Origin of the sequence: Pseudomonas sp. QD4 (genome assembly GCF_049199125.1) — a bacterium.
Classification (GTDB): domain Bacteria; phylum Pseudomonadota; class Gammaproteobacteria; order Pseudomonadales; family Pseudomonadaceae; genus Aquipseudomonas.
Genome location: NZ_JBLZOM010000006.1, coordinates 279,557 through 299,936, shown reverse-complemented (window position 1 = coordinate 299,936; position 20,380 = coordinate 279,557). Strand labels below are relative to the sequence as shown.

The 20,380-nt window shown below is 61.6% G+C and carries 21 protein-coding genes and 4 tRNA genes; 7 read left to right on the top strand and 18 right to left on the bottom strand.

Translation table 11 applies throughout. From position 1 onward, the window contains the following. The first annotated feature begins 29 nt into the window (after positions 1-29). The 3 genes from ACOZJV_RS28825 to ACOZJV_RS28815 all read left to right on the top strand — a co-directional run bounded on the left by ACOZJV_RS28825 (position 30) and on the right by ACOZJV_RS28815 (position 2,297). The gene (locus ACOZJV_RS28825) at positions 30-659 is read left to right on the top strand and encodes a DUF1780 domain-containing protein (RefSeq protein ID WP_020296472.1); all 630 of its coding nucleotides are present in this window, start codon (positions 30-32) and stop codon (positions 657-659) included. Between the two features lie 105 nt (positions 660-764). Continuing rightward, the gene (locus ACOZJV_RS28820; protein WP_020296471.1) at positions 765-938 is read left to right on the top strand and encodes a DUF3094 domain-containing protein; all 174 of its coding nucleotides are present in this window, start codon (positions 765-767) and stop codon (positions 936-938) included. 60 nt (positions 939-998) lie between these two features. Further along, on the top strand, positions 999-2,297 hold the full coding sequence (locus tag ACOZJV_RS28815; RefSeq protein ID WP_421549017.1) for an NAD(P)/FAD-dependent oxidoreductase: 1,299 nt from the start codon (positions 999-1,001) through the stop codon (positions 2,295-2,297). A 114-nt stretch (positions 2,298-2,411) separates the two neighbouring features. Here the strand turns inward: ACOZJV_RS28815 and ACOZJV_RS28810 are convergent. The 7 genes from ACOZJV_RS28810 to rluD all read right to left on the bottom strand — a co-directional run bounded on the left by ACOZJV_RS28810 (position 2,412) and on the right by rluD (position 7,507). Next, positions 2,412-2,488: transfer RNA gene (locus ACOZJV_RS28810), tRNA-Pro, on the bottom strand. A 95-nt stretch (positions 2,489-2,583) separates the two neighbouring features. Next, positions 2,584-2,659: transfer RNA gene (locus ACOZJV_RS28805), tRNA-Lys, on the bottom strand. Between the two features lie 5 nt (positions 2,660-2,664). Next, positions 2,665-2,741 (bottom strand) — tRNA-Pro (locus tag ACOZJV_RS28800). Between the two features lie 9 nt (positions 2,742-2,750). Next, positions 2,751-2,826, bottom strand: a tRNA-Asn gene (locus tag ACOZJV_RS28795). A 301-nt stretch (positions 2,827-3,127) separates the two neighbouring features. After that, positions 3,128-5,692 (bottom strand): ATP-dependent chaperone ClpB, encoded by a 2,565-nt coding sequence (gene clpB, locus ACOZJV_RS28790; protein WP_020296469.1) that lies wholly within the window; start codon positions 5,690-5,692, stop codon positions 3,128-3,130. A gap of 130 nt (positions 5,693-5,822) precedes the next feature. After that, entirely contained in the window at positions 5,823-6,548 is a 726-nt protein-coding gene (pgeF, locus tag ACOZJV_RS28785; RefSeq protein ID WP_421549016.1) for a peptidoglycan editing factor PgeF, read from the bottom strand. Then, entirely contained in the window at positions 6,545-7,507 is a 963-nt protein-coding gene (gene rluD, locus ACOZJV_RS28780; protein WP_020296467.1) for a 23S rRNA pseudouridine(1911/1915/1917) synthase RluD, read from the bottom strand. Before rluD ends, pgeF begins: the two co-directional genes overlap by 4 nt. Positions 7,508-7,657: 150 nt before the next feature. On the opposite strand from rluD, the gene ACOZJV_RS28775 reads away from it, so the two are divergent. From ACOZJV_RS28775 to ACOZJV_RS28765, 3 genes are all read left to right on the top strand, one after another. Then, entirely contained in the window at positions 7,658-8,680 is a 1,023-nt protein-coding gene (locus tag ACOZJV_RS28775) for an outer membrane protein assembly factor BamD (protein WP_078471771.1), read from the top strand. 128 nt (positions 8,681-8,808) lie between these two features. Continuing rightward, entirely contained in the window at positions 8,809-9,042 is a 234-nt protein-coding gene (locus ACOZJV_RS28770) for a PP0621 family protein (protein WP_421549015.1), read from the top strand. Positions 9,043-9,451: 409 nt separating this feature from the next. Next, positions 9,452-10,771 carry a sigma-54-dependent transcriptional regulator gene (locus tag ACOZJV_RS28765; RefSeq protein ID WP_421549035.1) on the top strand — a complete coding sequence of 440 codons (1,320 nt, stop codon included), beginning with the start codon at positions 9,452-9,454 and terminating at the stop codon, positions 10,769-10,771. On the opposite strand, the gene thiO is transcribed toward ACOZJV_RS28765, so the two are convergent. Genes thiO through ACOZJV_RS28730 form a run of 7 tightly spaced genes read right to left on the bottom strand, consistent with a single transcriptional unit; the run spans position 10,768 to position 14,883 of the window. Beyond that, on the bottom strand, positions 10,768-11,868 hold the full coding sequence (gene thiO, locus ACOZJV_RS28760) for a glycine oxidase ThiO (protein WP_421549014.1): 1,101 nt from the start codon (positions 11,866-11,868) through the stop codon (positions 10,768-10,770). The two genes, ACOZJV_RS28765 and thiO, sit on opposite strands and share 4 nt — an antisense overlap. A 52-nt stretch (positions 11,869-11,920) precedes the next feature. Continuing rightward, a complete protein-coding gene (locus tag ACOZJV_RS28755) occupies positions 11,921-12,322 on the bottom strand; it encodes a type IV pilin protein (RefSeq protein ID WP_421549013.1) in 402 nt (133 codons plus the stop codon). A gap of 13 nt (positions 12,323-12,335) precedes the next feature. Next, positions 12,336-12,722 (bottom strand): hypothetical protein, encoded by a 387-nt coding sequence (locus ACOZJV_RS28750; protein ID WP_421549012.1) that lies wholly within the window; start codon positions 12,720-12,722, stop codon positions 12,336-12,338. A gap of 58 nt (positions 12,723-12,780) precedes the next feature. After that, the gene (locus ACOZJV_RS28745; RefSeq protein WP_421549011.1) at positions 12,781-13,257 is read right to left on the bottom strand and encodes a pilus assembly PilX family protein; all 477 of its coding nucleotides are present in this window, start codon (positions 13,255-13,257) and stop codon (positions 12,781-12,783) included. A gap of 5 nt (positions 13,258-13,262) precedes the next feature. Further along, positions 13,263-13,973: a PilW family protein gene (locus ACOZJV_RS28740; RefSeq protein ID WP_421549010.1), complete on the bottom strand. Its 711-nt coding sequence runs from the start codon at positions 13,971-13,973 to the stop codon at positions 13,263-13,265. Beyond that, positions 13,970-14,413, bottom strand: a complete 444-nt coding sequence (gene pilV / locus ACOZJV_RS28735) for a type IV pilus modification protein PilV (RefSeq protein WP_421549009.1) — start codon at positions 14,411-14,413, stop codon at positions 13,970-13,972. The genes ACOZJV_RS28740 and pilV overlap by 4 nt, the downstream gene beginning before the upstream one ends. Next, positions 14,410-14,883 (bottom strand): GspH/FimT family pseudopilin, encoded by a 474-nt coding sequence (locus tag ACOZJV_RS28730; RefSeq protein WP_078471764.1) that lies wholly within the window; start codon positions 14,881-14,883, stop codon positions 14,410-14,412. Before ACOZJV_RS28730 ends, pilV begins: the two co-directional genes overlap by 4 nt. 132 nt (positions 14,884-15,015) lie before the next feature. Between ACOZJV_RS28730 and ACOZJV_RS28725 the strand changes: the two genes are divergently transcribed. Continuing rightward, positions 15,016-15,540, top strand: a complete 525-nt coding sequence (locus ACOZJV_RS28725; protein WP_421549008.1) for a GspH/FimT family protein — start codon at positions 15,016-15,018, stop codon at positions 15,538-15,540. Here the strand turns inward: ACOZJV_RS28725 and ispH are convergent, their stop codons facing one another. From ispH to ileS, 4 genes are all read right to left on the bottom strand, one after another. After that, on the bottom strand, positions 15,541-16,488 hold the full coding sequence (gene ispH, locus ACOZJV_RS28720) for a 4-hydroxy-3-methylbut-2-enyl diphosphate reductase (RefSeq protein ID WP_020296455.1): 948 nt from the start codon (positions 16,486-16,488) through the stop codon (positions 15,541-15,543). Positions 16,489-16,597: 109 nt separating this feature from the next. Continuing rightward, entirely contained in the window at positions 16,598-17,035 is a 438-nt protein-coding gene (gene fkpB, locus ACOZJV_RS28715; RefSeq protein WP_178102971.1) for an FKBP-type peptidyl-prolyl cis-trans isomerase, read from the bottom strand. Positions 17,036-17,042: 7 nt separating this feature from the next. Continuing rightward, positions 17,043-17,555 (bottom strand): signal peptidase II, encoded by a 513-nt coding sequence (lspA, locus tag ACOZJV_RS28710; protein WP_020296453.1) that lies wholly within the window; start codon positions 17,553-17,555, stop codon positions 17,043-17,045. Continuing rightward, positions 17,548-20,379: an isoleucine--tRNA ligase gene (gene ileS / locus ACOZJV_RS28705; protein WP_421549007.1), complete on the bottom strand. Its 2,832-nt coding sequence runs from the start codon at positions 20,377-20,379 to the stop codon at positions 17,548-17,550. Before ileS ends, lspA begins: the two co-directional genes overlap by 8 nt. Position 20,380 lies beyond the last annotated feature (1 nt).

The window sequence follows — 20,380 nt, the reverse complement described above, 5'->3', positions numbered from 1 at the left end:
AATCGGCGTTTGGACGCTAAGCTTGGCCTATGGATGACTCAGATTACTTGCGCCTGCTCACCATTCAGGCCGAACAAGCCAATGCGTTCCTGTCCAATGCCCGCAAATGGGAGCGTGAGCGTTGGGTCTGCCAACGCCTGCTGCAAGGCTTGAACATCAGTTACCGCGCCGACGAGTTCACCCCAGCCGGGCAGGAACCGCCGGACGTATTGTTTCGCGAGGCCAGCTTCGAGGTGTTTTTCGTCCTCGATGAAGGCCGGCGCCTCAACGACGAATGGCGGGACGAACTGCAACGGCGCCGCAGCGCTTTCTCCCTGAGCCAACTGGTGCGTCGCGAAGCCAAGCCCAAGCGCATTCCGGCCAGCGAACTGCTGCTGCGCCTGGCGCCTACCCTGCGCAAGAAAGCCCACAACTATAAAGAGCGCGGCATGGACCTGGGCGAGCTGGACATCATTGCCTTCGCCAGCCTCAAGCGTGAAGTGCTGGACCTCAACAGCCACTTCCCGCCGCCCACCGAGTATCTGCGCCAAGGCTGGCGCTCGCTGTCGCTGGTCGGCCCGACCTTCGCCCGAGTCCTGTTTGCCCACCCGGACGCCCCGGACTTTTTACGCAGTAACCTGGGACGCAGCATCCTGTTCGACGTCGGGATCAGCCTGTGAGAACCTGGCACCCTGCGGCACGCACCTGTTCCCGGGGGCCCTGCAAACCTTCGGCTGGAGCTGTAGCTTCCCCACATTTCGCAACGTCTACCTGACGAGGCCTTTATGAGCAGCCGCCTGAACCCCGACGACCAAAAACATGTCGAAGAGTATCTGCAACTGACCCAACACCGTGTCGAGCGCCGGCCCTTTCGGCCGTGGATGCTCCTGGTGGTGGTGCTGGCAGTGACCATCGGCCTGGGCCTGCTGAGCCGTTTTATCAGTTACCTGACGCTATGAGCTGCCTTGCGCTCGCTCGGGTAACTGCACCGATTTCTTTTAGCCTTGCGAGATATCCCCATGACCCATCGTATTGTTATCGTCGGCGGCGGCGCCGGCGGCCTGGAGTTGGCTACCCGCCTGGGTAAGACTCTGGGCAAGCGCGGCACCGCCAGCGTAATGCTGGTCGACGCCAACCTCACCCACATCTGGAAACCGTTGCTGCATGAAGTGGCCGCCGGCTCCCTGAACTCCTCCGAAGATGAACTCAACTATGTTGCCCAAGCCAAATGGAACCACTTCGAGTTCCAGCTGGGCCGCATGAGCGGGCTCGACCGCGAGCGCAAGAGAATCCAGCTGGCCGCCACCTACGATGAAAGTGGCGTAGAGCTGCTGCCTGCCCGGGAACTGGGCTACGACACCCTGGTGATCGCCGTTGGCAGCACCACCAATGACTTCGGCACCCAGGGCGCGGCCCAGCATTGCCTGTTCCTCGACACCCGCAAACAGGCAGAGCGCTTCCACCAGCAATTGCTCAACCACTACCTGCGCGCCCACGCAGGGCAAACAGATGCGATTGAACAGATCAGCGTGGCGATCGTAGGTGCCGGCGCCACCGGGGTCGAACTGGCCGCCGAACTGCACAACGCCGCCCACGAGCTGGCCGCCTATGGCCTGGACAAGATCAAGCCGGAAAACATGCACATCACCCTGATCGAAGCCGGCCCACGGGTGCTGCCTGCCCTGCCGGAGCGCATCGGCGGGCCTGTGCATAAAACCCTGGAGAAACTCGGGGTCAGGGTCATGACCAACGCTGCCGTGAGCGAGGTCACCGCCGAAAGCCTGATTACCGCCGACGGCCAGGTGATCCCCGCCAGCCTGAAAGTCTGGGCTGCCGGGATCCGCGCACCGGGGTTCCTCAAGGACATCGACGGCCTGGAAACCAACCGGATCAACCAACTGCAAGTGCTGCCCACCCTGCAAACCACCCGCGATGAAAACATCTTCGCCTTCGGTGACTGCGCGGCCTGCCCGCAACCCGGTAGCGATCGCAACGTGCCACCGCGGGCCCAGGCGGCTCACCAGCAGGCCTCACTGCTGGCCAAATCGCTCAAGTTGCGCATCGAAGGCAAGGCCCTGCCTGAATACAAGTACACCGACTACGGCTCACTGATCTCGCTGTCGCGCTTTTCGGCTGTGGGTAACTTGATGGGCAACCTGACCGGTAGCGTCATGCTCGAAGGCTGGTTGGCGCGGATGTTCTACATCTCGCTCTACCGCATGCACCAGATGGCGCTCTACGGCGCGTTCCGCACCGCCATGCTGATGCTCGGCAGCCGGATCGGACGCGGGACGGATCCGCGGTTGAAGTTGCACTGATCCATATAAAAAATGCCCCGAACTGATCGGGGCATTTTTTTGCCTGCCGGTAGATGGCGAGCAAATTCGAGGCAAAAAAAATCCCCGTATCTTGCGATACGAGGACTTTAAATATGGTCGGGGTAAGGGGATTCGAACTCCTGACATCCTGCTCCCAAAGCAGGCGCGCTACCGGACTGCGCTATACCCCGGTAAAAAAAAGGCGACCTATCAAGTCGCCTTCTTCGATCATGGCTTTTGGCCTCTGATCTTAAGATTCGATTCCAGTGTTAGCTGGTCTCAAAAATGGTGGGTCGTGTGGGATTCGAACCTACGACCAATTGGTTAAAAGCCAACTGCTCTACCAACTGAGCTAACGACCCAAAAATGGTCGGGGTAAGGGGATTCGAACTCCTGACATCCTGCTCCCAAAGCAGGCGCGCTACCGGACTGCGCTATACCCCGGTTTGAAATTGGCTCCGTGACCAGGACTCGAACCTGGGACCCAATGATTAACAGTCATTTGCTCTACCGACTGAGCTATCACGGAACTACATATTTCAATTTGAAACATTTACTGCGTATTTCACTCTCTTCGACCCTGTCAGCATCGCTGCGTTCATGTCTCTGAGGCGCGCTATTCTACAATCTTAAAAACCCCTGTCAACCCTTTAAATTGCTTTTAAGACAATGATTTGCGACTTGTTTCAGATTTCTTCTTGGGGAGAAGGAACCGTTGGGCTGACATACTGCGGGGCGCACTTTACAAGCCTTTGCCTTTCAGTTCAACGCCCTATCGAAAAAAAAGGCCTCGCAATGCGAGGCCTTTTTCACAGCAACGTCCGTGTCGGTCAGGCAAAGACGATTTCGTCGTTTTCCACCGTTCCCTTGACCGTTGCTCCCGGCAAGAAGCTGCCAGAGAGAATCAACTGCGCCAGCGGGTTCTCGATCCAGCGCTGGATCGCCCGTTTCAACGGCCGTGCACCATAGACCGGGTCGTAACCCACGGCGATCAGCTTGTCCAACGCCTCGTCGCTCAGTTCCAAGGTCAGCTCGCGCTCGGCCAGGCGGCTGCGCAGACGGCCCATCTGGATCTGGGTGATGCCAGCGATCTGATCCCGGGCCAATGGCTCGAAGATCACCACTTCGTCGATCCGGTTGATGAACTCCGGACGGAAGTGGGTCGACACCGCATCCATCACCGCTGCACGCTGCGCTTCACGATCACCGACCAGTTCCTGGATCTGCGCCGAGCCCAGGTTGGAGGTCATGACGATCACCGTATTGCGGAAGTCCACGGTACGGCCATGGCTGTCGGTCAAGCGACCGTCTTCGAGCACCTGCAGCAACACGTTGAAGACATCCGGGTGGGCCTTCTCGACCTCGTCCAGGAGGATCACCGAGTAAGGCTTACGCCGTACCGCCTCGGTCAGGTAACCGCCTTCTTCATAGCCCACATAGCCTGGTGGCGCACCGATCAGGCGAGCGACCGAGTGTTTCTCCATGAATTCGGACATATCGATCCGCACCATGGCCTCTTCGGTATCGAAGAGGAACTCGGCCAAGGCCTTGCACAGCTCGGTTTTACCCACACCGGTCGGGCCGAGGAACATGAACGAGCCGCTTGGCCGATTCGGGTCGGACAACCCGGCACGGGAACGCCGCACTGCGTTGGCCACTGCCACCACCGCTTCGTTCTGGCCGATCACACGTTGGTGCAACAGGCTTTCCATTTTCAACAACTTGTCACGCTCGCCTTCGAGCATTTTCGAGACCGGAATCCCGGTCCATTTGGAAACCACTTCGGCGATTTCTTCCTCAGTGACCTTGCTGCGCAGCAACTGATTTTCGCTGTGACCGTGCTGGTCGACCATCTGCAGGCTGCGCTCCAGGTCCGGGATGACCCCGTACTGCAACTCGGCCATGCGATTCAGGTCACCCTTACGGCGTGCGGCTTCCAACTCCTGACGCGACTGCTCGATCTTCTGCTGGATCTGCGCCGAACCTTGCACTTCGGCTTTCTCCGAGGTCCAGATCTCCTCCAGGTCCGCGTATTCGCGCTCCAGCCGGACGATTTCTTCCTGGAGTTTCTCCAGGCGCTTGATCGCGGCTTCGTCGTCTTCTTTCTTCAGCGCCTGGGACTCAACCTTGAGTTGAATCAAGCGCCGCTCCAGACGGTCCAGCACTTCCGGCTTGGAGTCGATCTCCATGCGGATGCGGCTGGCGGCCTCGTCGATCAGGTCGATGGCCTTGTCCGGCAATTGCCGATCAGTGATGTAGCGGTGGCTGAGCTTGGCCGCGGCAATGATCGCACCATCGGTAATCGCCACTTTATGGTGAACCTCATACCGCTCCTTGAGGCCACGCAGAATGGCGATCGTGTCTTCTTCGCTCGGTTCTTCCACCAGTACTTTCTGGAAGCGCCGCTCAAGGGCTGCATCCTTCTCTATATATTGGCGGTACTCGTTGAGCGTGGTGGCGCCGACGCAATGCAGCTCGCCACGGGCCAGGGCCGGCTTGAGCATGTTGCCCGCATCCATGGAGCCCTCGCCCTTACCGGCGCCCACCATGGTGTGCAGCTCGTCGATAAACAGAATGATCTGCCCTTCCTGTTTCGACAGCTCATTGAGCAGGCCTTTGAGGCGCTCCTCGAACTCGCCGCGATACTTGGCACCGGCAATCAGCGCGCCCATATCCAGCGAGAGCAGACGCTTGCCTTTGAGGCCGTCCGGCACTTCACCATTGATGATGCGCTGGGCCAGGCCCTCGGCGATGGCCGTCTTACCCACGCCTGGCTCACCGATCAGCACCGGGTTGTTCTTGGTCCGCCGCTGCAGGACCTGGATGGTCCGGCGAATTTCGTCATCACGGCCGATTACCGGGTCGAGCTTGCCTTCTTCGGCACGCTTGGTCAGATCGACGGTGTATTTATCCAGGGCCTGGCGCGACTCCTCGACATTGGCGTCATTGACTGCCTCGCCGCCGCGAAGATTGTTGATGGCGTTTTCCAGGGCCTTTTTGCTCACGCCCTGGCCAAGCAACAACTTGCCAAGCTTGCTGTTCTCGTCCATGGCTGCGAGCAGCACCATCTCGCTGGAGATGAACTGGTCGCCTTTCTGCTGCGCCAGGCGATCGGCCTGATTGAGCAGACGCGCCAGATCCTGGGACATATTGACGTCGCCAGTAGGATTTTGGATTTTCGGCAGTTGGTCGAGCTCTTTGCTCAACTCCTTGCGCAGGCTGTTGATGTCGAAGCCCACTTGCATCAGCAGGGGTTTGATCGAACCACCCTGCTGCTCAAGCAATGCTTGCATCAAGTGCGCCGGCTCGATCGCGGGATGATCGAGACCGACCGCCAAAGATTGAGAATCGGACAGCGCCAACTGCAATTTGCTGGTTAAACGGTCTATACGCATTAGTCACCTTCCTTTTGAGCAGGCCGGAGCGATGGACACACCTAAATAAAGAAACCTGCCAGATACCCCTATAGATGCGGTCGATTCTGGGAGTTTCAAGCGCCTGACAATTGACGCAGGTCAGAAGAGTCTAGCGCTCGAGCCAGATAAGGGAGGCAAACCGTCCTGTACGAGGACTGCGACGGTAAGAATAGAAACGCGCGTCACTGACTGTGCAGTAATCGCCACCGTACACCGCCATGACGCCGCGAGCCGCCAGGCGCAAGCGGGCCAGACTATAGATGTCGGCCATGAACTTGCCGGGATTGTGGCTTGGGACAAATGCCTGCTCGGCTTGCGCCAGTTGGCTGACGAAGGTTTCCCGCACCTCGGGGCCGACCTCGAAAGCGCGCGGACCGATAGCCGGTCCAAGCCAGACCAGCACCTCGGCCGGCGCAACGTCCAGCGTGTCGAGGGTGGCTTCCAGCACGCCGGCAGCCAGCCCGCGCCAACCGGCATGGGCCGCCGCGACACGGGTCCCGGCGCGATCGCAGAACAGCGCCGGCAGGCAGTCAGCGGTCATCGAGGCGCAGGCGATACCTGGCGTGGCCGTCCAGCTGGCATCGGCAGTGGCGATGACGGACGGATCCGCCTCGACCACGTCAATACCGTGGACCTGTCGCAGCCAGGCAGGCCTTATAGAAAAGTGATCTGTCAGGCGACGACGATTCTCGGCAACGGCTTCGGGGCTGTCATCGACGTGGTCGCCCAGGTTGAGGCTGTCGAACGGCGCCAGGCTGACGCCGCCCGCACGGGTGGTGACACAGGCTTTCACCCCGGCCGGCGCAGGCCAGTCAGGAATCAGCCATTCACTCATCCGATGAACGCCTCGCGGTCTTGCTTGAGCAGGGTCAGCAACCAGACGAAGTCGTCCGGCAGTGGCGACTCCCAGCTCATACGCACGCCGGTGGTCGGATGATCCAGCTCCAGGAACCGCGCATGCAGCGCCTGACGCGGGAACGCCTTCAACGACTCGACCATGGTCACACTGGCCGCAGGCGGAATGCGGAAACGACCGCCGTAGGCCGGATCCCCGACCAACGGGAAGTTGATGTGAGCCATGTGCACCCGAATCTGGTGGGTACGGCCGGTTTCCAGCTTGACCCGCACGTGGGTGTGGGAGCGGAAACGCTCGAGCACGCGGTAATGACTGACCGCCTGCTTGCCGCCTTCCATCACTGCCATGCGCTGGCGCTGCTGGCCGTGACGACCGATGGGCGCGTTGATCTTGCCACCCGCCGTCACTACGCCAATCACGATGCACTCGTAGATCCGGCTGACGCTGCGGCTTTGCAGCTGGGTCACCAATTGGGTCTGGGCCTGAATGGTCTTGGCCACCACCATCAAACCGGTGGTGTCCTTGTCCAGGCGGTGGACGATGCCGGCGCGCGGCACATTGATGATGTCCGGGACATGGTGCAGCAAGGCATTGAGCAAGGTGCCATCAGCGTGCCCGGCAGCAGGGTGTACCACCAGGCCCGCGGGTTTGTTGATGACCAGGATATCGTCGTCTTCATAGACAATATCCAGCTCGATGTCCTGAGCGACCCATTCTCCCTGAGCTTCCTGCTCGGCGGTCAGCTCAAGAATCGCACCGCCATGCACAATGTCACGCGGCCGAATAACGGCTCCGTCCACAGTCAGGCGGCCGTCTTTGATCCAGGCGGAAAGGCGCGAGCGTGAATGCTCAGCGAATAATTGGGCGGCGACTTGATCGAGGCGTTGGCCGCCCAGTTCGGACGGCACCTCTGCGCGAAGTTCAATTTTATCGGACATGCTCAGACTAGGCGTCGGCACAGCCTTTGGTTTCGGCTGCGCGCTTGTGGTTAAATACGGCGTCTTTTGCCCCGAGGCTTTCAACGGGGCGCTCATCATAACAGGACGGCCCCGCCCAAGACAGCGGCCGTCATAGGGACGCAAGCCGCCATGCAAGTGAAACACCTGCTGCTGATCGCCATCCTCGCACTGACCGCTGCTTGCTCATCGAAGGAAGTCGTTGACGAAAACTTGAGCGAAGTCGAGCTGTACCAGCAGGCACAGGCCGACCTGGACAACCACAGCTATACCAGCGCTACCGCCAAGTTGAAGGCCCTGGAGTCGCGTTATCCGTTTGGTCGCTATGCCGACCAGGCACAGCTCGAGCTGATCTACGCCAACTACAAGAACGCCGAGCCGGAAGCCGCCAAGTCCGCCGCCGAGCGTTTCATTCGCCTGCATCCACAGCATCCGAACGTGGATTACGCCTATTACCTCAAGGGTCTGACCTCCTTTGACCAGGACGTCGGCCTGCTGGCTCGCTTCCTGCCCCTGGACATGACCAAGCGTGACCCGGGTGCTGCCCGCGACTCCTACAACGAGTTCGCCCAACTCACCAGCCGCTTCCCGAACAGCCGTTACGCTCCAGACGCCAAGCAGCGCATGATTTATCTGCGCAACCTGCTGGCCGCCTACGAGATCCACGTGGCTGACTACTACCTGACCCGTCAGGCCTATGTAGCGGCTGCCAACCGTGGCCGCTATGTGGTGGAGAACTTCCAGGAAACCCCTTCGGTCGGTGACGGCCTGGCGGTGATGACTGAGGCTTACCAGCGTCTGCACCTGGACGAACTGGCCGCCACCAGCCTGGAAACCCTGAAGCTCAACTACCCGAACCACCCGAGCCTGGTTGATGGCCAGTTCGTGCCGCAAGTGGCCGAAGCCGACAACCGTTCGTGGCTGAGCAAGGCCACCCTGGGCCTGATCGAGTCGCGTCCGCCGCTGCCGCCGGGCGAAACTCGCGCCAACCAGGACGTGGTCAAGCAGTTCCAGGACGCCAAGGACGCGATCCCTTCCGACCTCAAGCCTAAAGATGCCAACGGCGACGTGATCGAAGAAGAGCAGCATGAAGCCGAAGGCAACAACGACGATCGTTCGTGGTTCAGCTACATGACCTTCGGTGTGTTCGACTGATAGCACCGAGGCCGTCAAGAAAAGGGAGACTTTCGAGTCCCCCTTTTTCATGCCTGTGTTTTATTGTTCTGTGCGCCCGCAAGGTCCTTGGCTAAACTGCGCCATCTTTCCTGATAAAGCTGGTTGCCATGGTTCGTCTACTGTTCTGGATCGCCCTGATTGCCGCTGCGGTATGGTTCTGGCGCAAATTCAAGCGCCAGGCATCCACTGACAGCCCTCCCCCTGAGCAAAGCGCCACCCCCATGGTCCGCTGCGCCCAGTGCGGCCTGCATCTGCCCCGTGACCGAGCGCTGAGCCAACAGCAACAGTGGTACTGCAGCCAGACTCATCTGGAACAAGGGCCTGGACCCGGCCACCGCTGAGGCCTCTGCGCCAGGGACAGTGCCGGTTCGCTGGCACAATGCCTGCGCAGCCACTGGTCCCACCCCGCCCTATTTGAGGAACAAAGCACCCGAATGGGCGTCTGACGCTGATTATTCAAGGCCTTAATCAGCGCATGAATCGGGTGATCGATAACTTTCCCACGCCTTCTTACCCATTACCTGACGAGCCCCAGAGCATTGGCCTGACGAGTCAGCGGCAACGCGCTGTCAGCCCCCTCTGGCCATCGAACAATTGGCTACACAAAAGCCGCCTCTGCCCCCGCCTCCCGAGCGTTTACAGGGCCTCGCCCCCCGGCGAACCCCGCAAGCAGCTCCTAGACTTCAACTCTCGCCAGGATGGCGAGCGCCCATGCCCTACCTGCGTTCACGGATGAAGTTTCAAGCAAACATGAGCCCACGGCACAAAGTACTGGTGGTCGATGATCAAGCGGAGGTTCGCGCGCTCCTGGAAATCAATCTGGGCCGCATGAACCTTCACACTCAGAGCGCCTGCAGCCTCGGCGAAGCTCGTCGGTGGCTGGCCGCCGGCCCCTTCGACCTGTGCCTGAGCGCCAGCCAGCTGCCGGATGGCACCGGCCTAGAGTTGTTGCAACACATTCAACAGCATCACCCCCAGGTCCAGACCGCAATGATCAGCGCCTGCGGCACCCCGGCCACTGTCATCGAGGGGGTCAAAGGCTCCAACAGCGATGGCTTGCCTACCCCGCTGGACCTCACACACCTGCGCGCCCTGATCAATCGCACCCTGCACCGAGCCGGTGACAGTGGCGACAGCCCATTGCTTGGCGATTCGGAGCCCATGCGCACGCTGCGCCGACACATCGGCAAACTGGCCCAGAGCCAGGCTCCGGTTTATATCAGCGGCGAATCCGGCAGTGGCAAAGAGCTGGTGGCCCGGCTGATCCACGCCCAGGGTCCGCGGGCCGAGCAGCCGTGGGTGCCGGTGAACTGTGGCGCGATCCCGACGGAGCTGATGGAGAGCGAGTTTTTCGGCCACCGCAAGGGCAGCTTCAGCGGCGCTGTCAGCGACCAGCCCGGATTGTTCCAGGCGGCCCATGGCGGCACGCTGCTGCTGGATGAGGTGGCCGACCTGCCGCTGTCCATGCAGGTCAAGCTGCTCCGGGCACTTCAGGAGAAGGCCGTGCGTCGGGTCGGCAGCCAACAGGAGGTGGCGGTCGATGTGCGGATTCTCTGCGCCACCCACAAGAACCTGCAGGCCGAGGTCAGCGCTGGGCGCTTTCGCCAGGACCTCTATTACCGATTGAATGTGATCGAATTGCGGGTCCCGCCCCTGCGGGAACGCAAAGACGACATCGAGCCACTGGCCAGGCGTGTTCTGCAAAGACTGGCCGCCGAGCACGGCGCGCTAACGACGCAGCTGCACGCCAATGCGCTGGCAGCGCTCAAGGACTATCACTTTCCCGGCAACGTGCGAGAACTGGAAAACCTGCTGGAGCGCGCCTACACCCTGTGCGACAACCGGCTGATCGAGCCACGGGACCTGGGACTGGATGACCACCGGCCAGCCGGCGCCAGAACTGACCTGGCCCAGGTGACCCACCTTGACCAGCACCTGCAACAGGTTGAGCGCGAGCTGATCCTCCTGGCCCTGGAAGACACTCGCTGGAACCGCACGGCAGCGGCCCAGCGCCTGGGCCTGTCGTTTCGTTCGATGCGCTACCGGATGCAGAAACTCGGTCTGGATTAAAGCCGTCCGCTTGGCGCGTACGGCGCAGGATCGATGATCGGCTCGCGACCCAGCATCAGGTCGGTGAACAGCTGGCAGGAAGCCGGTGCCAGCACCAGGCCATTGCGGTAATGCCCGCAATTGAGCCACAAGCCACTGAACCCCGGCACCGGCCCGATGTAGGGAATACCTTCCGGCGACCCTGGCCGCAGGCCCGCCCAATGCCCCACCACCTCAGCCTCGGCCAGGGCGGGAATCAGCTCGACGGCAGACGCCTTGAGGCTCTCCAGCGCTGACTCGGTCGGGGTCTTGTCGAAGCCTTCATGCTCCAGCGTGCTGCCGATCAGGATATGCCCGTCCCGCCGCGGGATCGCATAACGACCCTTGGCCAAGACCATGCACGACAGGAAGTCCTCAGCGCACTTATAGAGGATCATCTGCCCCTTGACCGGCTCCACCGGCAGCGTCAGGCCCAGGCTGCCCAGCAACTCGCCGCTCCAGGCACCGGCGGCCAGCACCACCTGGTCGCCATGAACATCGCCGTTGGCGGTATGCACGCCGACAATCCGCTGCCCATCACGAATAAAACCACTGACCGCGCACTGTTCATGCACGGTGACGTCGGGCAGCGCCAGCAACGCCGCCCGAAGCGACTTCAGCAGGCGCGGGTTGCGCACATTGGCCACGTTGGCCATATAGATCGCCCGCGAAAAACCGGGGCCCAGCACCGGCACCGCACTATGGGTCGCGTCGATGTCCACCACGCTCAACGGCCGATTTTCACGCCGCGCCCACTCCAGCGCAGCGCTTTCATCATCCAGGTCCAGCCAGTAGAGCCCGGTGGTGTGAACTTGCGGATCAACGCCAGTACTGGCGAACAGACGCTCGGCCAGCTGTGGATAAAAATCCTGGGACCAGTGGGCCAGCGCGGTGACGGCAGGGCTGTAGCGCCAGGGATAAAGCGGCGAGACGATGCCGCCACCCGCCCATGACGACTCCTGCCCCAGGTTCGAACGGTCCAACAGCACCACTCGCTGCCCGGCCGAAGCCAGATTGAACGCTGTCAGCAGGCCGATCACCCCGCCCCCAACCACCACCACTTGCTGTTGCTTAGCCATAGCCGATCCAGTCATTAAAAAGACGCCGGGCGCAGCACGCCCACCCAAAGGCTCAACGACCCCAGCAATCCTTGGCCGTTACACCCTCGGCCTGATTGCTGATGGTGGTGGCGCCGGTTTCGCTGATGCTGAAGCTGCCGCATTTATCCCCGGCCATTTTGCTCTCGGCCTTGGGCGTCGCGGTCAGCAGGAAGGTTTTGTCGGCCAGGGTCGCGGTGATGCTGTAGTCATCGTTACCGCTACTCAGGTCAGCAGCACCGGTATAGACGCCGCTTTTCGAATAGAAACGCTCAAGCAACTGCGCCTGGTCGGAGAGCAGGCCGGCGATCTCAGTGCGGTGCGGCTTCTTGGTGTATTCGGTAATGGCCGGAAGGCTCAAGGTGAGGACTAGCCCGATGATCGCAATCACGATCATGATTTCGATCAGGGTAAAACCTTGGTTGGATCTGCGCATGGGTGAATCTCGCTTACTGTATTTGTCGCCACATGATGCGGCGGCCGGCACTTCCCGGCGGTTGCGGCTGCGAGGCCAAAGGGTCATCGGCGCGGTTCAGGGGCTCGCCAGACGTGCCCGGGGCACTGCCATCCGGGCCTGGAACCTCACCCACAAACACCACCTCATCAGAGAGCCGGTCCGGGTCGCGAACTGCGTGGTCGAGCATCTTACCGCCGAACGGGCCGAGCTCCAGCAGTTTCCCGCGATCATTAGTCGAACAGGGGTCAACGGGATCAGGCAGACGGCGATGCTGCCCGCGCTCATAGGGCATCGGTACCGACCAGCCACTCGGCACCGGGTCCAGAGGCTGCACGCAAGGCGCAGCAGCGCCGCGCGCCTGAACAGGCAGCGCAAGCACCAGGCAGCAACCTGCCATGACCCGCCAGCGCGCCTTTCGCCAGCTCCGCACATGAGGCTCAATATTTGGCATAAATACTCTCCAGCACCGTGCGCGAATGCCCGGCCACACCCACCGCCGTGACCCGATACAGGGTGGCTGCGGTATGGGGCGGCAGGTTGACTGCATCAAGGGTTGCCCCCAGGTTCTGCACCCCGTAAAACCCCTGGTCGGTGGCAACCCAAGTCACGCCGGAATGGCTGTTGGCACCAGCGGCGGTCACGCCGGAAGACTCCGCAGGGGGTGGGCAACGTGCACAGGCAGGCAGCGTGTAATGCCCTTGCTGGACCGCCCCCTCACCGACCCGCAGGGCCGACTCCGCGGCCTGGAACGACTGATTGCGCAAACTCAGGCTGGCGGCCATTTTTTCCTGCAGCGTCGCGTTACGCAGGGACGACACCCCGATCAAGGTGAGCAATAACAGGAACACCAGGCTGACCAGCAATGCCATGCCCTGCTGACGGCCACGCCCAAGCCGTGGTGGCTCTCTGCGCATCGCCATCACCGCAGCCGGTTGCGCAAGGCAGCCACCACGGTGAACGTCTGGCTAGCAACCCGCTGCAAAGGATCAGCGAGGGTCAGGCTCAGGCGCACACTGCGAATCAACTGCGGGTCTTCAGGGTTGGGACTGTAGCGGGAAGCGCCTGTGTCCGACGCCGAACGGGCCATGCCAAAGCTGACCTCGAACGCTTCGACATCGCTCACCAGTACCGCCTGATCGTTGCCGGTACCGGTGCCCATCACCAGTTGGCGGTTGTCCAGGCGGTAGGACAGTCGACGGATCGCAAACGCCTGCTGCCCCACTCCCGCGACCCGGGCCCCGCTGTACGCGGTGGAGGTGTCACGGCAGTCGGACAGCACCGTCCAGGTCGGCACCCCGCCATCCAGGCCGACGTCAGCGGTGACTAAAGTCAGGCGCCGACTGGCATTGTCCCAGCGCACCGGAGTCGCCGCATTGGCGGTAAAGTCCCCAGCCGCACTGGCATCAACCACCGTTGCCAGGCATCCGAACATCCCGACCATACGCACCTCCTGCATCAGCTTGCTCAGGACAAAACGCCCATCCTCCTGCAGGGTCGCCGCGGCGTTCTGGCTGAGGTAGGTGTTCTTGGCCGAAATGAAAATCCGTGTCACACCCAGCACCACCACCAGGCTCAGGGCCAGGGCCAGCATCATTTCGATCAGGCCGAAGCCGCGCATCGGCCCCTTCATGGCTGACCAGGCTCGTCGGCCGCGACTCGGCTGCTCAGGACGAAGCTGCGTTGCGCCTCGTCAGCACCGCCCGCGCGGGTGTCATCCCAGGTCACGGTGATGGTGTACAGCCGCTGGTTTACGCTGATGCTGCCAGTGGCCGTCGGCCCGCCAAAACTGGCGATATTGCTCGCGAAGTCATAGAGGTCCTGATCCCGGGCCTGCTCCAGGTTACCCGCGGCCGGCGTCGGCACGCTGTAGTCGGCGCCGGCATTGGCGCGAATCCGGTCCAGCATGTCGTAAGCCACAAAGCTGGCCTGGCTGGCCATCCGTGCACTATCGGTGTACTTCAGCGCCTTGAGTTGGACCGCTGCCGCTCCCAGCAGCCCCACGCCCAGAATCAACAGCGCAACCAGCACTTCGATCAGGCTCATGCCGCGTTGCACACGCCTGTCAGTCATTGGCAGCTCCCTGCAAAAATAATCCGTCCATTGAGGCAGACGCTGATCGAGCGCTGCAGCGCCCCGCGTTCATAGCGGATCAGCAACGGTCGATCCGCCCCAGCCAGCCCCCCAAGCGGACTGAAAGCCACAGCGTCGATGCCTGAGGGTAGCGCCAGAATCGCACCCCGAGAGAGCGCGGGAACAACCCGCAATACATTCGCCTGGGGCGCTGCGCCGTCATACACGCCGAGGGCAGCCGCCCATTGCCGCGAATCATCCATGGGCCGGAGGTGGGTGGTAATACCGCGCTCAATGGCCTCGAAACGCGCGTAATTGAGGGCTCGCAGTAACTCATTGAGCTCGCTGTCGGCCTGGCTGCGCTGCAACGATTGGCTGAATGCCGGAAGGATCAAGGTCAACAACAGCCCACCAATGGCCAGGGTCACCAACATCTCGATCAGGGTGAAACCCTTTGTACGCAAATTCATTGCCTGTCCTGCAAACGCCTTCGGCTATAACGGGCTACAACCTCGAACACTCATAGACCGGCTGTTTGCCGTTTTGCTCAATGCTCGCGCACGGATAGCGTTGGCATTCACCTTTCCAAGGAGGGAAAACCCATGGATCAAAGAGGTTTCAGTTTGATGGAGCTGCTGGCGGCGCTGGCCCTGCTCGGCATGCTGCTGCAGTTTGGCGCCGCGTCATTGGGCCAGTTGTTGATCTCGAACCGCCAACAGGAGATGGCTCAAGGGCTCGCCAGCGGCCTGCGCCAAGCCCGCAGCGAGGCCATCCTGCGTCATACCACGACGGTGATTCAGGCACAGGACGACGACTGGGGCCAGGGCTGGCGGATCATCCTGGATGTCAGTGGCCGAGGGCCGCAGGACAGCGACAACCCGGTGCTGGTGGAGCACCTGGCGGGAGGAAAGGTCGTGGTGGTGGGCAATCGCCCGGTGAAGAGTTTCGTGCGTTTCAGCAGCCAGGGCCAGCCACTGTTACCCAGCGGAGCCTTCCAAGCCGGCACTCTGCATATCTGTGCCAGCGAGCAATCGACCAGCCAGTATCAGGTGGTGCTAGCCCGAACCGGGCGAGTCAGCCTGCGCAGCGAACAGGCCGGGCAGGCCGTGTGCGCAGGCAGCGACTGATCAGAGCAGCGAGCGAACCCGCAGTTCCTTGGGCATGGAGAACGTGATGTTCTCCTCGCGGCCGGCCAATTCATCGGCACCGGTGGCGCCCCAGGCCTGCAACTGCTGGATCACGCCCCGTACCAGCACTTCCGGGGCCGATGCACCGGCGGTGATGCCGATCCGCTCGACACCGTCGAACCAGCTGCGCTGCATGTCTTCGGCACCGTCGATCAGGTAGGCCGGGGTGGCCATGCGCTCAGCCAGCTCACGCAGGCGGTTGGAATTGGAACTGTTGGGGCTGCCCACCACCAACACCACATCGCACTCGTTCGCCAGTTGCTTGACCGCATCCTGGCGGTTTTGCGTGGCGTAGCAGATGTCGTCCTTGCGCGGGCCACCAATAGCCGGGAAACGCGTACGCAGCGCGTCGATCACCCGACTGGTGTCGTCCATGGACAGGGTGGTCTGGGTCACGAAGGCCAGTTTCTCGGGGTTGCGCACCTGCAGGGCGGCGACGTCCTTCTCGTCTTCGACCAGGTAGATCGCGCCGCCATTGCTGGCATCGTACTGGCCCATGGTGCCCTCGACTTCCGGATGCCCGGCGTGGCCGATCAAGATGCACTCACGGCCGTCGCGGCTGTAGCGCGCGACCTCGATATGCACCTTGGTCACCAACGGACACGTGGCATCGAACACCTTGAGGCCACGGCCGGCGGCTTCGGTGCGCACGGCCTGGGAAACACCGTGGGCACTGAAGATCACAATGACGTCGTCCGGAACCTGTTCCAGCTCTTCGACAAAGATCGCGCCGCGAGCACGCAGGTCTTCGACGACAAATTTGTTGTGCACCACTTCATGACGAACGTAGATCGGCGGTCCGAAAACCTCCAGGGCACGATTGACGATTTCGATCGCGCGGTCCACGCCGGCGCAGAAGCCACGGGGGTTGGCGAGTTTGATTTGCATGCTGTGCCTCGTGTCTTGCGCGCAAGAAGTTAGATCGTTGCCACTGTAGCGATGAATCCCCGGCAAGCGGGCGCCTAAAGCATAGGCGCCCACTTGCCGGGGATTACGTTTAAAGCGCCTTGACGTCGATGATCTCGACATCAAAGGTCAAGGTCTTGCCCGCCAGCGGGTGGTTGAAGTCGATGGTCACCTCAGTGTCATCGAAAGCTTTGACCACGCCGGGTAGCTCGGTATTCGCCGCATCGTTGAAAATCACCAGCAGCCCTTCAGACAGCTCCATATCCTGGAACTGCGAGCGCGGGATGATCTGCACATTCTGCGGGTTCGGCTGGCCGAAGGCGTTTTCCGGCTCGATCGCCAGAGTCCGCTTGTCGCCCGCCTTGAAACCGAACAACGCCGCTTCGAAACCTGGCAGCAGGTTGCCGTCGCCGACCTTGAAGGTCGCCGGGGCCTTGTCGAAGGTGCTGTCTACCGTATCGCCATTCTCCAGGCGCAATGCGAAATGCAAAGTGACTTCCGTGTTCTGGCCAATGCGTTGTTCAGCCAATACCTGCTCAGTCATGAACGGCTTCTCCGGTCTTCTTGCCTTTGAACATATCCAGCGCAAGCATCACTGCACCGACGCTGATGGCGCTGTCGGCAAAGTTGAACGCTGGGAAATACCAGCGGTTTTGCCAATGCACCAGGATGAAATCGATCACATGGCCCAGGGCAATGCGGTCGTAGAGGTTACCCAGGGCGCCGCCGAGTACCAGCGCCAGGGCCACGGCCAGCCAGGTTTCATTACGCCCCAGACGCTTGAGCCAGACCACCAGCACCGCACTGACCACTACCGCGATCAGGGCGAACAGCCAGCGCTGCCAGCCGGAGCTGTCAGCCAGGAAGCTGAAGGCCGCACCGGTGTTGTAGGCCAGGGTCCAGCTGAAGTAATCCGGGATCACCACGATCTGCTGGTACATCGACAACGAGCTTTCGAAGTGGAACTTGCTGGCCTGGTCAATGACCAGGACCAGCAGGCTCAACCACAGCCAGCCCAGACGGCCGAAACGGCCCGCGGCGTTAGGCATAGTGACGAACCTCGCCCGCACCGCTGATGTTGTCGACGCAGCGACCGCAGATTTCCGGGTGCTCAGGGTTCACGCCGACGTCTTCACGGCAGTGCCAGCAACGGGCGCACTTGGCGAAGGCCGACTTGACCACCTTGAGTTTCAGGCCAGGTACTTCGGTGGCCACCGCATCAGCCGGAGCCTGGGCGAAAGGTGCCAGGCTGGCGGTCGAGGTGATCAACACGAAGCGCAGTTCGTTGCTCAGTTTGCCCAGGTCAGCGGTCAGGCCGTCCTCGGCATACAGGGTGACTTCGGCCTGCAGGTTGCCACCGACGGCCTTGGCTGCACGCTGGTTCTCCAGTTCCTTGTTCACGGCGACCTTGACGGCCATCACGCCTTCCCAGTACTCGCGGCCCAGTTCGAAGTCGGCTGGCAATTCGCTCAGGCCTTCGTACCAGGTGTTGAGCATGACCGATTCGTTGCGCTCGCCCGGCAGGTACTCCCACAGTTCGTCGGCGGTGAAGGCCAGGATCGGTGCGATCCAGCGCACCAGCGCTTCGGAGATGTGATACAGCGCGGTCTGCGCCGAGCGGCGTGCCTTGCTGTTGGCGCCGGTGGTGTACTGGCGGTCCTTGATGATGTCGAGGTAGAAACCGCCCAGCTCCTGCACGCAGAAGTTGTGGATCTTCGAGTACACGTTCCAGAAGCGGTATTCGCCGTAATGCAGCTCCAGCTCGCGCTGCAGCAACAGGGTGCGGTCCACGGCCCAACGGTCCAGGGCAAGCATGTCCTCGGCCGGCAGGATGTCGGTGGCCGGGTTGAAGCCGGTCAGGTTCGACAGCATGAAGCGCGCGGTGTTGCGGATCCGCCGGTAGGCGTCGGCACTGCGCTGCAGGATCTGCTCGGAAACCGCGATCTCGCCGGAGTAGTCGGTGGAGGCCACCCACAGGCGCATGATGTCGGCGCCCAGGGTGTCGTTGACTTTCTGCGGCGCGATCACGTTGCCCAGGGACTTGGACATCTTGCGACCGCTTTCATCCACGGTGAAACCGTGGGTCAGCAGCTCGCGATACGGCGCGTGGCCGTCGATGGCGCAACCGGTCAGCAACGACGAGTGGAACCAGCCACGGTGTTGGTCCGAGCCTTCCAGGTACAGGTCGGCACGCGGGCCGGTGTCGTGGCCCATCGGGTGCGAGCCGCGCAATACGTGCCAATGGGTGGTGCCCGAGTCGAACCAGACGTCGAGGGTGTCGCTGATCTTGTCGTACAGCGGCGCTTCGTCGCCCAGCAGCTCGGCGGCGTCCAGCTTGAACCAGGCTTCAATGCCCTCTTCTTCAACGCGCTGGGCCACGACTTCCATCAGCTCGACGGTACGTGGGTGCAGCTCACCGCTTTCCTTGTTCAGGAAGAACGGGATCGGCACGCCCCAGTTGCGCTGGCGGGAGATGCACCAGTCCGGACGGTTGGCGATCATCGAGTGCAGGCGCGCCTGGCCCCAGGCCGGCACGAACTGCGTCTCTTCGATGGCCTCAAGGGCACGCTTGCGCAGGGTTTCGCCGCTGGTCGGTTCCTTGTCCATGCCGATAAACCATTGCGCGGTGGCGCGGTAGATCAGCGGGGTCTTGTGGCGCCAGCAGTGCATGTAGCTGTGGACGATGGTTTCGGTGTGCATCAGCGCGCCGACTTCCGAGAGTTTCTCGACGATCGCCGAGTTGGCTTTCCAGATGAACTGGCCACCGAAGAACTCCAGGGACGGCACGTAGACGCCGTTGCTCTGCACCGGGTTGAGGATGTCGTCGTTGACCATGCCGTAGGCTTTGCAGGTCACGAAGTCGTCCACGCCGTAGGCAGGCGCGGAGTGAACCACGCCGGTGCCGGCGCCCAGTTCGACGTACTCGGCCAGGTACACCGGCGACAGGCGGTCGTAGAACGGGTGGCGGAAGTTGATCAGTTCCAGTGCCGAGCCGGTAGTGGTGGCAATCACCGAGCCTTGCAGGTTGTAACGTGCCAGACACGACTCGACCAACTCTTCAGCCAGCACCAGCAGCTTGTCACCGACGTCCACCAGGGCGTAGGTGAATTCCGGGTGCACGTTGAGCGCCTGGTTGGCCGGGATGGTCCAGGGGGTCGTGGTCCAGATCACGATCGAGGCCGATTTGGCCAGGGTCGCCAGGCCAAAGGCTTCGGCCAGCTTGTCGGCGTCGGCGATCGGGAAGGCGACGTCGATGGTCGAGGACTTTTTGTCTTCGTACTCGACTTCCGCTTCAGCCAGGGCCGAACCGCAGTCGAAGCACCAGTTCACGGGCTTGAGGCCCTTGAACACGAAACCGCCCTTGACGATTTCGGCCAAGGCCCGGATTTCACCGGCCTCGTTCTTGAAGTTCATGGTCTTGTAAGGGTTGGCGAAATCGCCCAGCACGCCCAGACGGATGAATTCGGACTTCTGGCCTTCGATCTGCTCGGTGGCGTAGGCACGGCACAGTTCGCGGGTTTTATCCGCGCCCAGGTTCTTGCCGTGAGTCACTTCGACCTTGTGCTCGATCGGCAGGCCGTGGCAGTCCCAACCCGGAACATAAGGTGCGTCGAAACCCGCCAGGGTCTTCGAGCGGATGATCATGTCTTTCAGAATCTTGTTCAGCGCATGACCGATGTGAATCGTGCCGTTGGCATACGGAGGACCGTCGTGCAGAACGAACTTCGGACGATCCTTGCCAATCTCGCGCAACTTACCGTACAGGCCAATGCTGTCCCAGCGCTGCAGAATCTGCGGTTCGCGCTGAGGCAGGCCGGCCTTCATTGGGAAGGCGGTGTCCGGAAGGTTTAGCGTGGCTTTATAGTCGGTCATT

Coding starts and splice junctions, on each gene's coding strand:
- ACOZJV_RS28825 (WP_020296472.1), top strand. CDS start 30: ATGGATGACTCAGATTACTTGCGCCTGCTCACCATTCAGGCCGAACAA.
- ACOZJV_RS28820 (WP_020296471.1), top strand. CDS start 765: ATGAGCAGCCGCCTGAACCCCGACGACCAAAAACATGTCGAAGAGTAT.
- ACOZJV_RS28815 (WP_421549017.1), top strand. CDS start 999: ATGACCCATCGTATTGTTATCGTCGGCGGCGGCGCCGGCGGCCTGGAG.
- clpB (WP_020296469.1), bottom strand. CDS start 5,692: ATGCGTATAGACCGTTTAACCAGCAAATTGCAGTTGGCGCTGTCCGAT.
- pgeF (WP_421549016.1), bottom strand. CDS start 6,548: ATGAGTGAATGGCTGATTCCTGACTGGCCTGCGCCGGCCGGGGTGAAA.
- rluD (WP_020296467.1), bottom strand. CDS start 7,507: ATGTCCGATAAAATTGAACTTCGCGCAGAGGTGCCGTCCGAACTGGGC.
- ACOZJV_RS28775 (WP_078471771.1), top strand. CDS start 7,658: ATGCAAGTGAAACACCTGCTGCTGATCGCCATCCTCGCACTGACCGCT.
- ACOZJV_RS28770 (WP_421549015.1), top strand. CDS start 8,809: ATGGTTCGTCTACTGTTCTGGATCGCCCTGATTGCCGCTGCGGTATGG.
- ACOZJV_RS28765 (WP_421549035.1), top strand. CDS start 9,452: ATGAGCCCACGGCACAAAGTACTGGTGGTCGATGATCAAGCGGAGGTT.
- thiO (WP_421549014.1), bottom strand. CDS start 11,868: ATGGCTAAGCAACAGCAAGTGGTGGTGGTTGGGGGCGGGGTGATCGGC.
- ACOZJV_RS28755 (WP_421549013.1), bottom strand. CDS start 12,322: ATGCGCAGATCCAACCAAGGTTTTACCCTGATCGAAATCATGATCGTG.
- ACOZJV_RS28745 (WP_421549011.1), bottom strand. CDS start 13,257: ATGCGCAGAGAGCCACCACGGCTTGGGCGTGGCCGTCAGCAGGGCATG.
- ACOZJV_RS28740 (WP_421549010.1), bottom strand. CDS start 13,973: ATGAAGGGGCCGATGCGCGGCTTCGGCCTGATCGAAATGATGCTGGCC.
- pilV (WP_421549009.1), bottom strand. CDS start 14,413: ATGACTGACAGGCGTGTGCAACGCGGCATGAGCCTGATCGAAGTGCTG.
- ACOZJV_RS28730 (WP_078471764.1), bottom strand. CDS start 14,883: ATGAATTTGCGTACAAAGGGTTTCACCCTGATCGAGATGTTGGTGACC.
- ACOZJV_RS28725 (WP_421549008.1), top strand. CDS start 15,016: ATGGATCAAAGAGGTTTCAGTTTGATGGAGCTGCTGGCGGCGCTGGCC.
- ispH (WP_020296455.1), bottom strand. CDS start 16,488: ATGCAAATCAAACTCGCCAACCCCCGTGGCTTCTGCGCCGGCGTGGAC.
- lspA (WP_020296453.1), bottom strand. CDS start 17,555: ATGCCTAACGCCGCGGGCCGTTTCGGCCGTCTGGGCTGGCTGTGGTTG.
- ileS (WP_421549007.1), bottom strand. CDS start 20,379: ATGACCGACTATAAAGCCACGCTAAACCTTCCGGACACCGCCTTCCCA.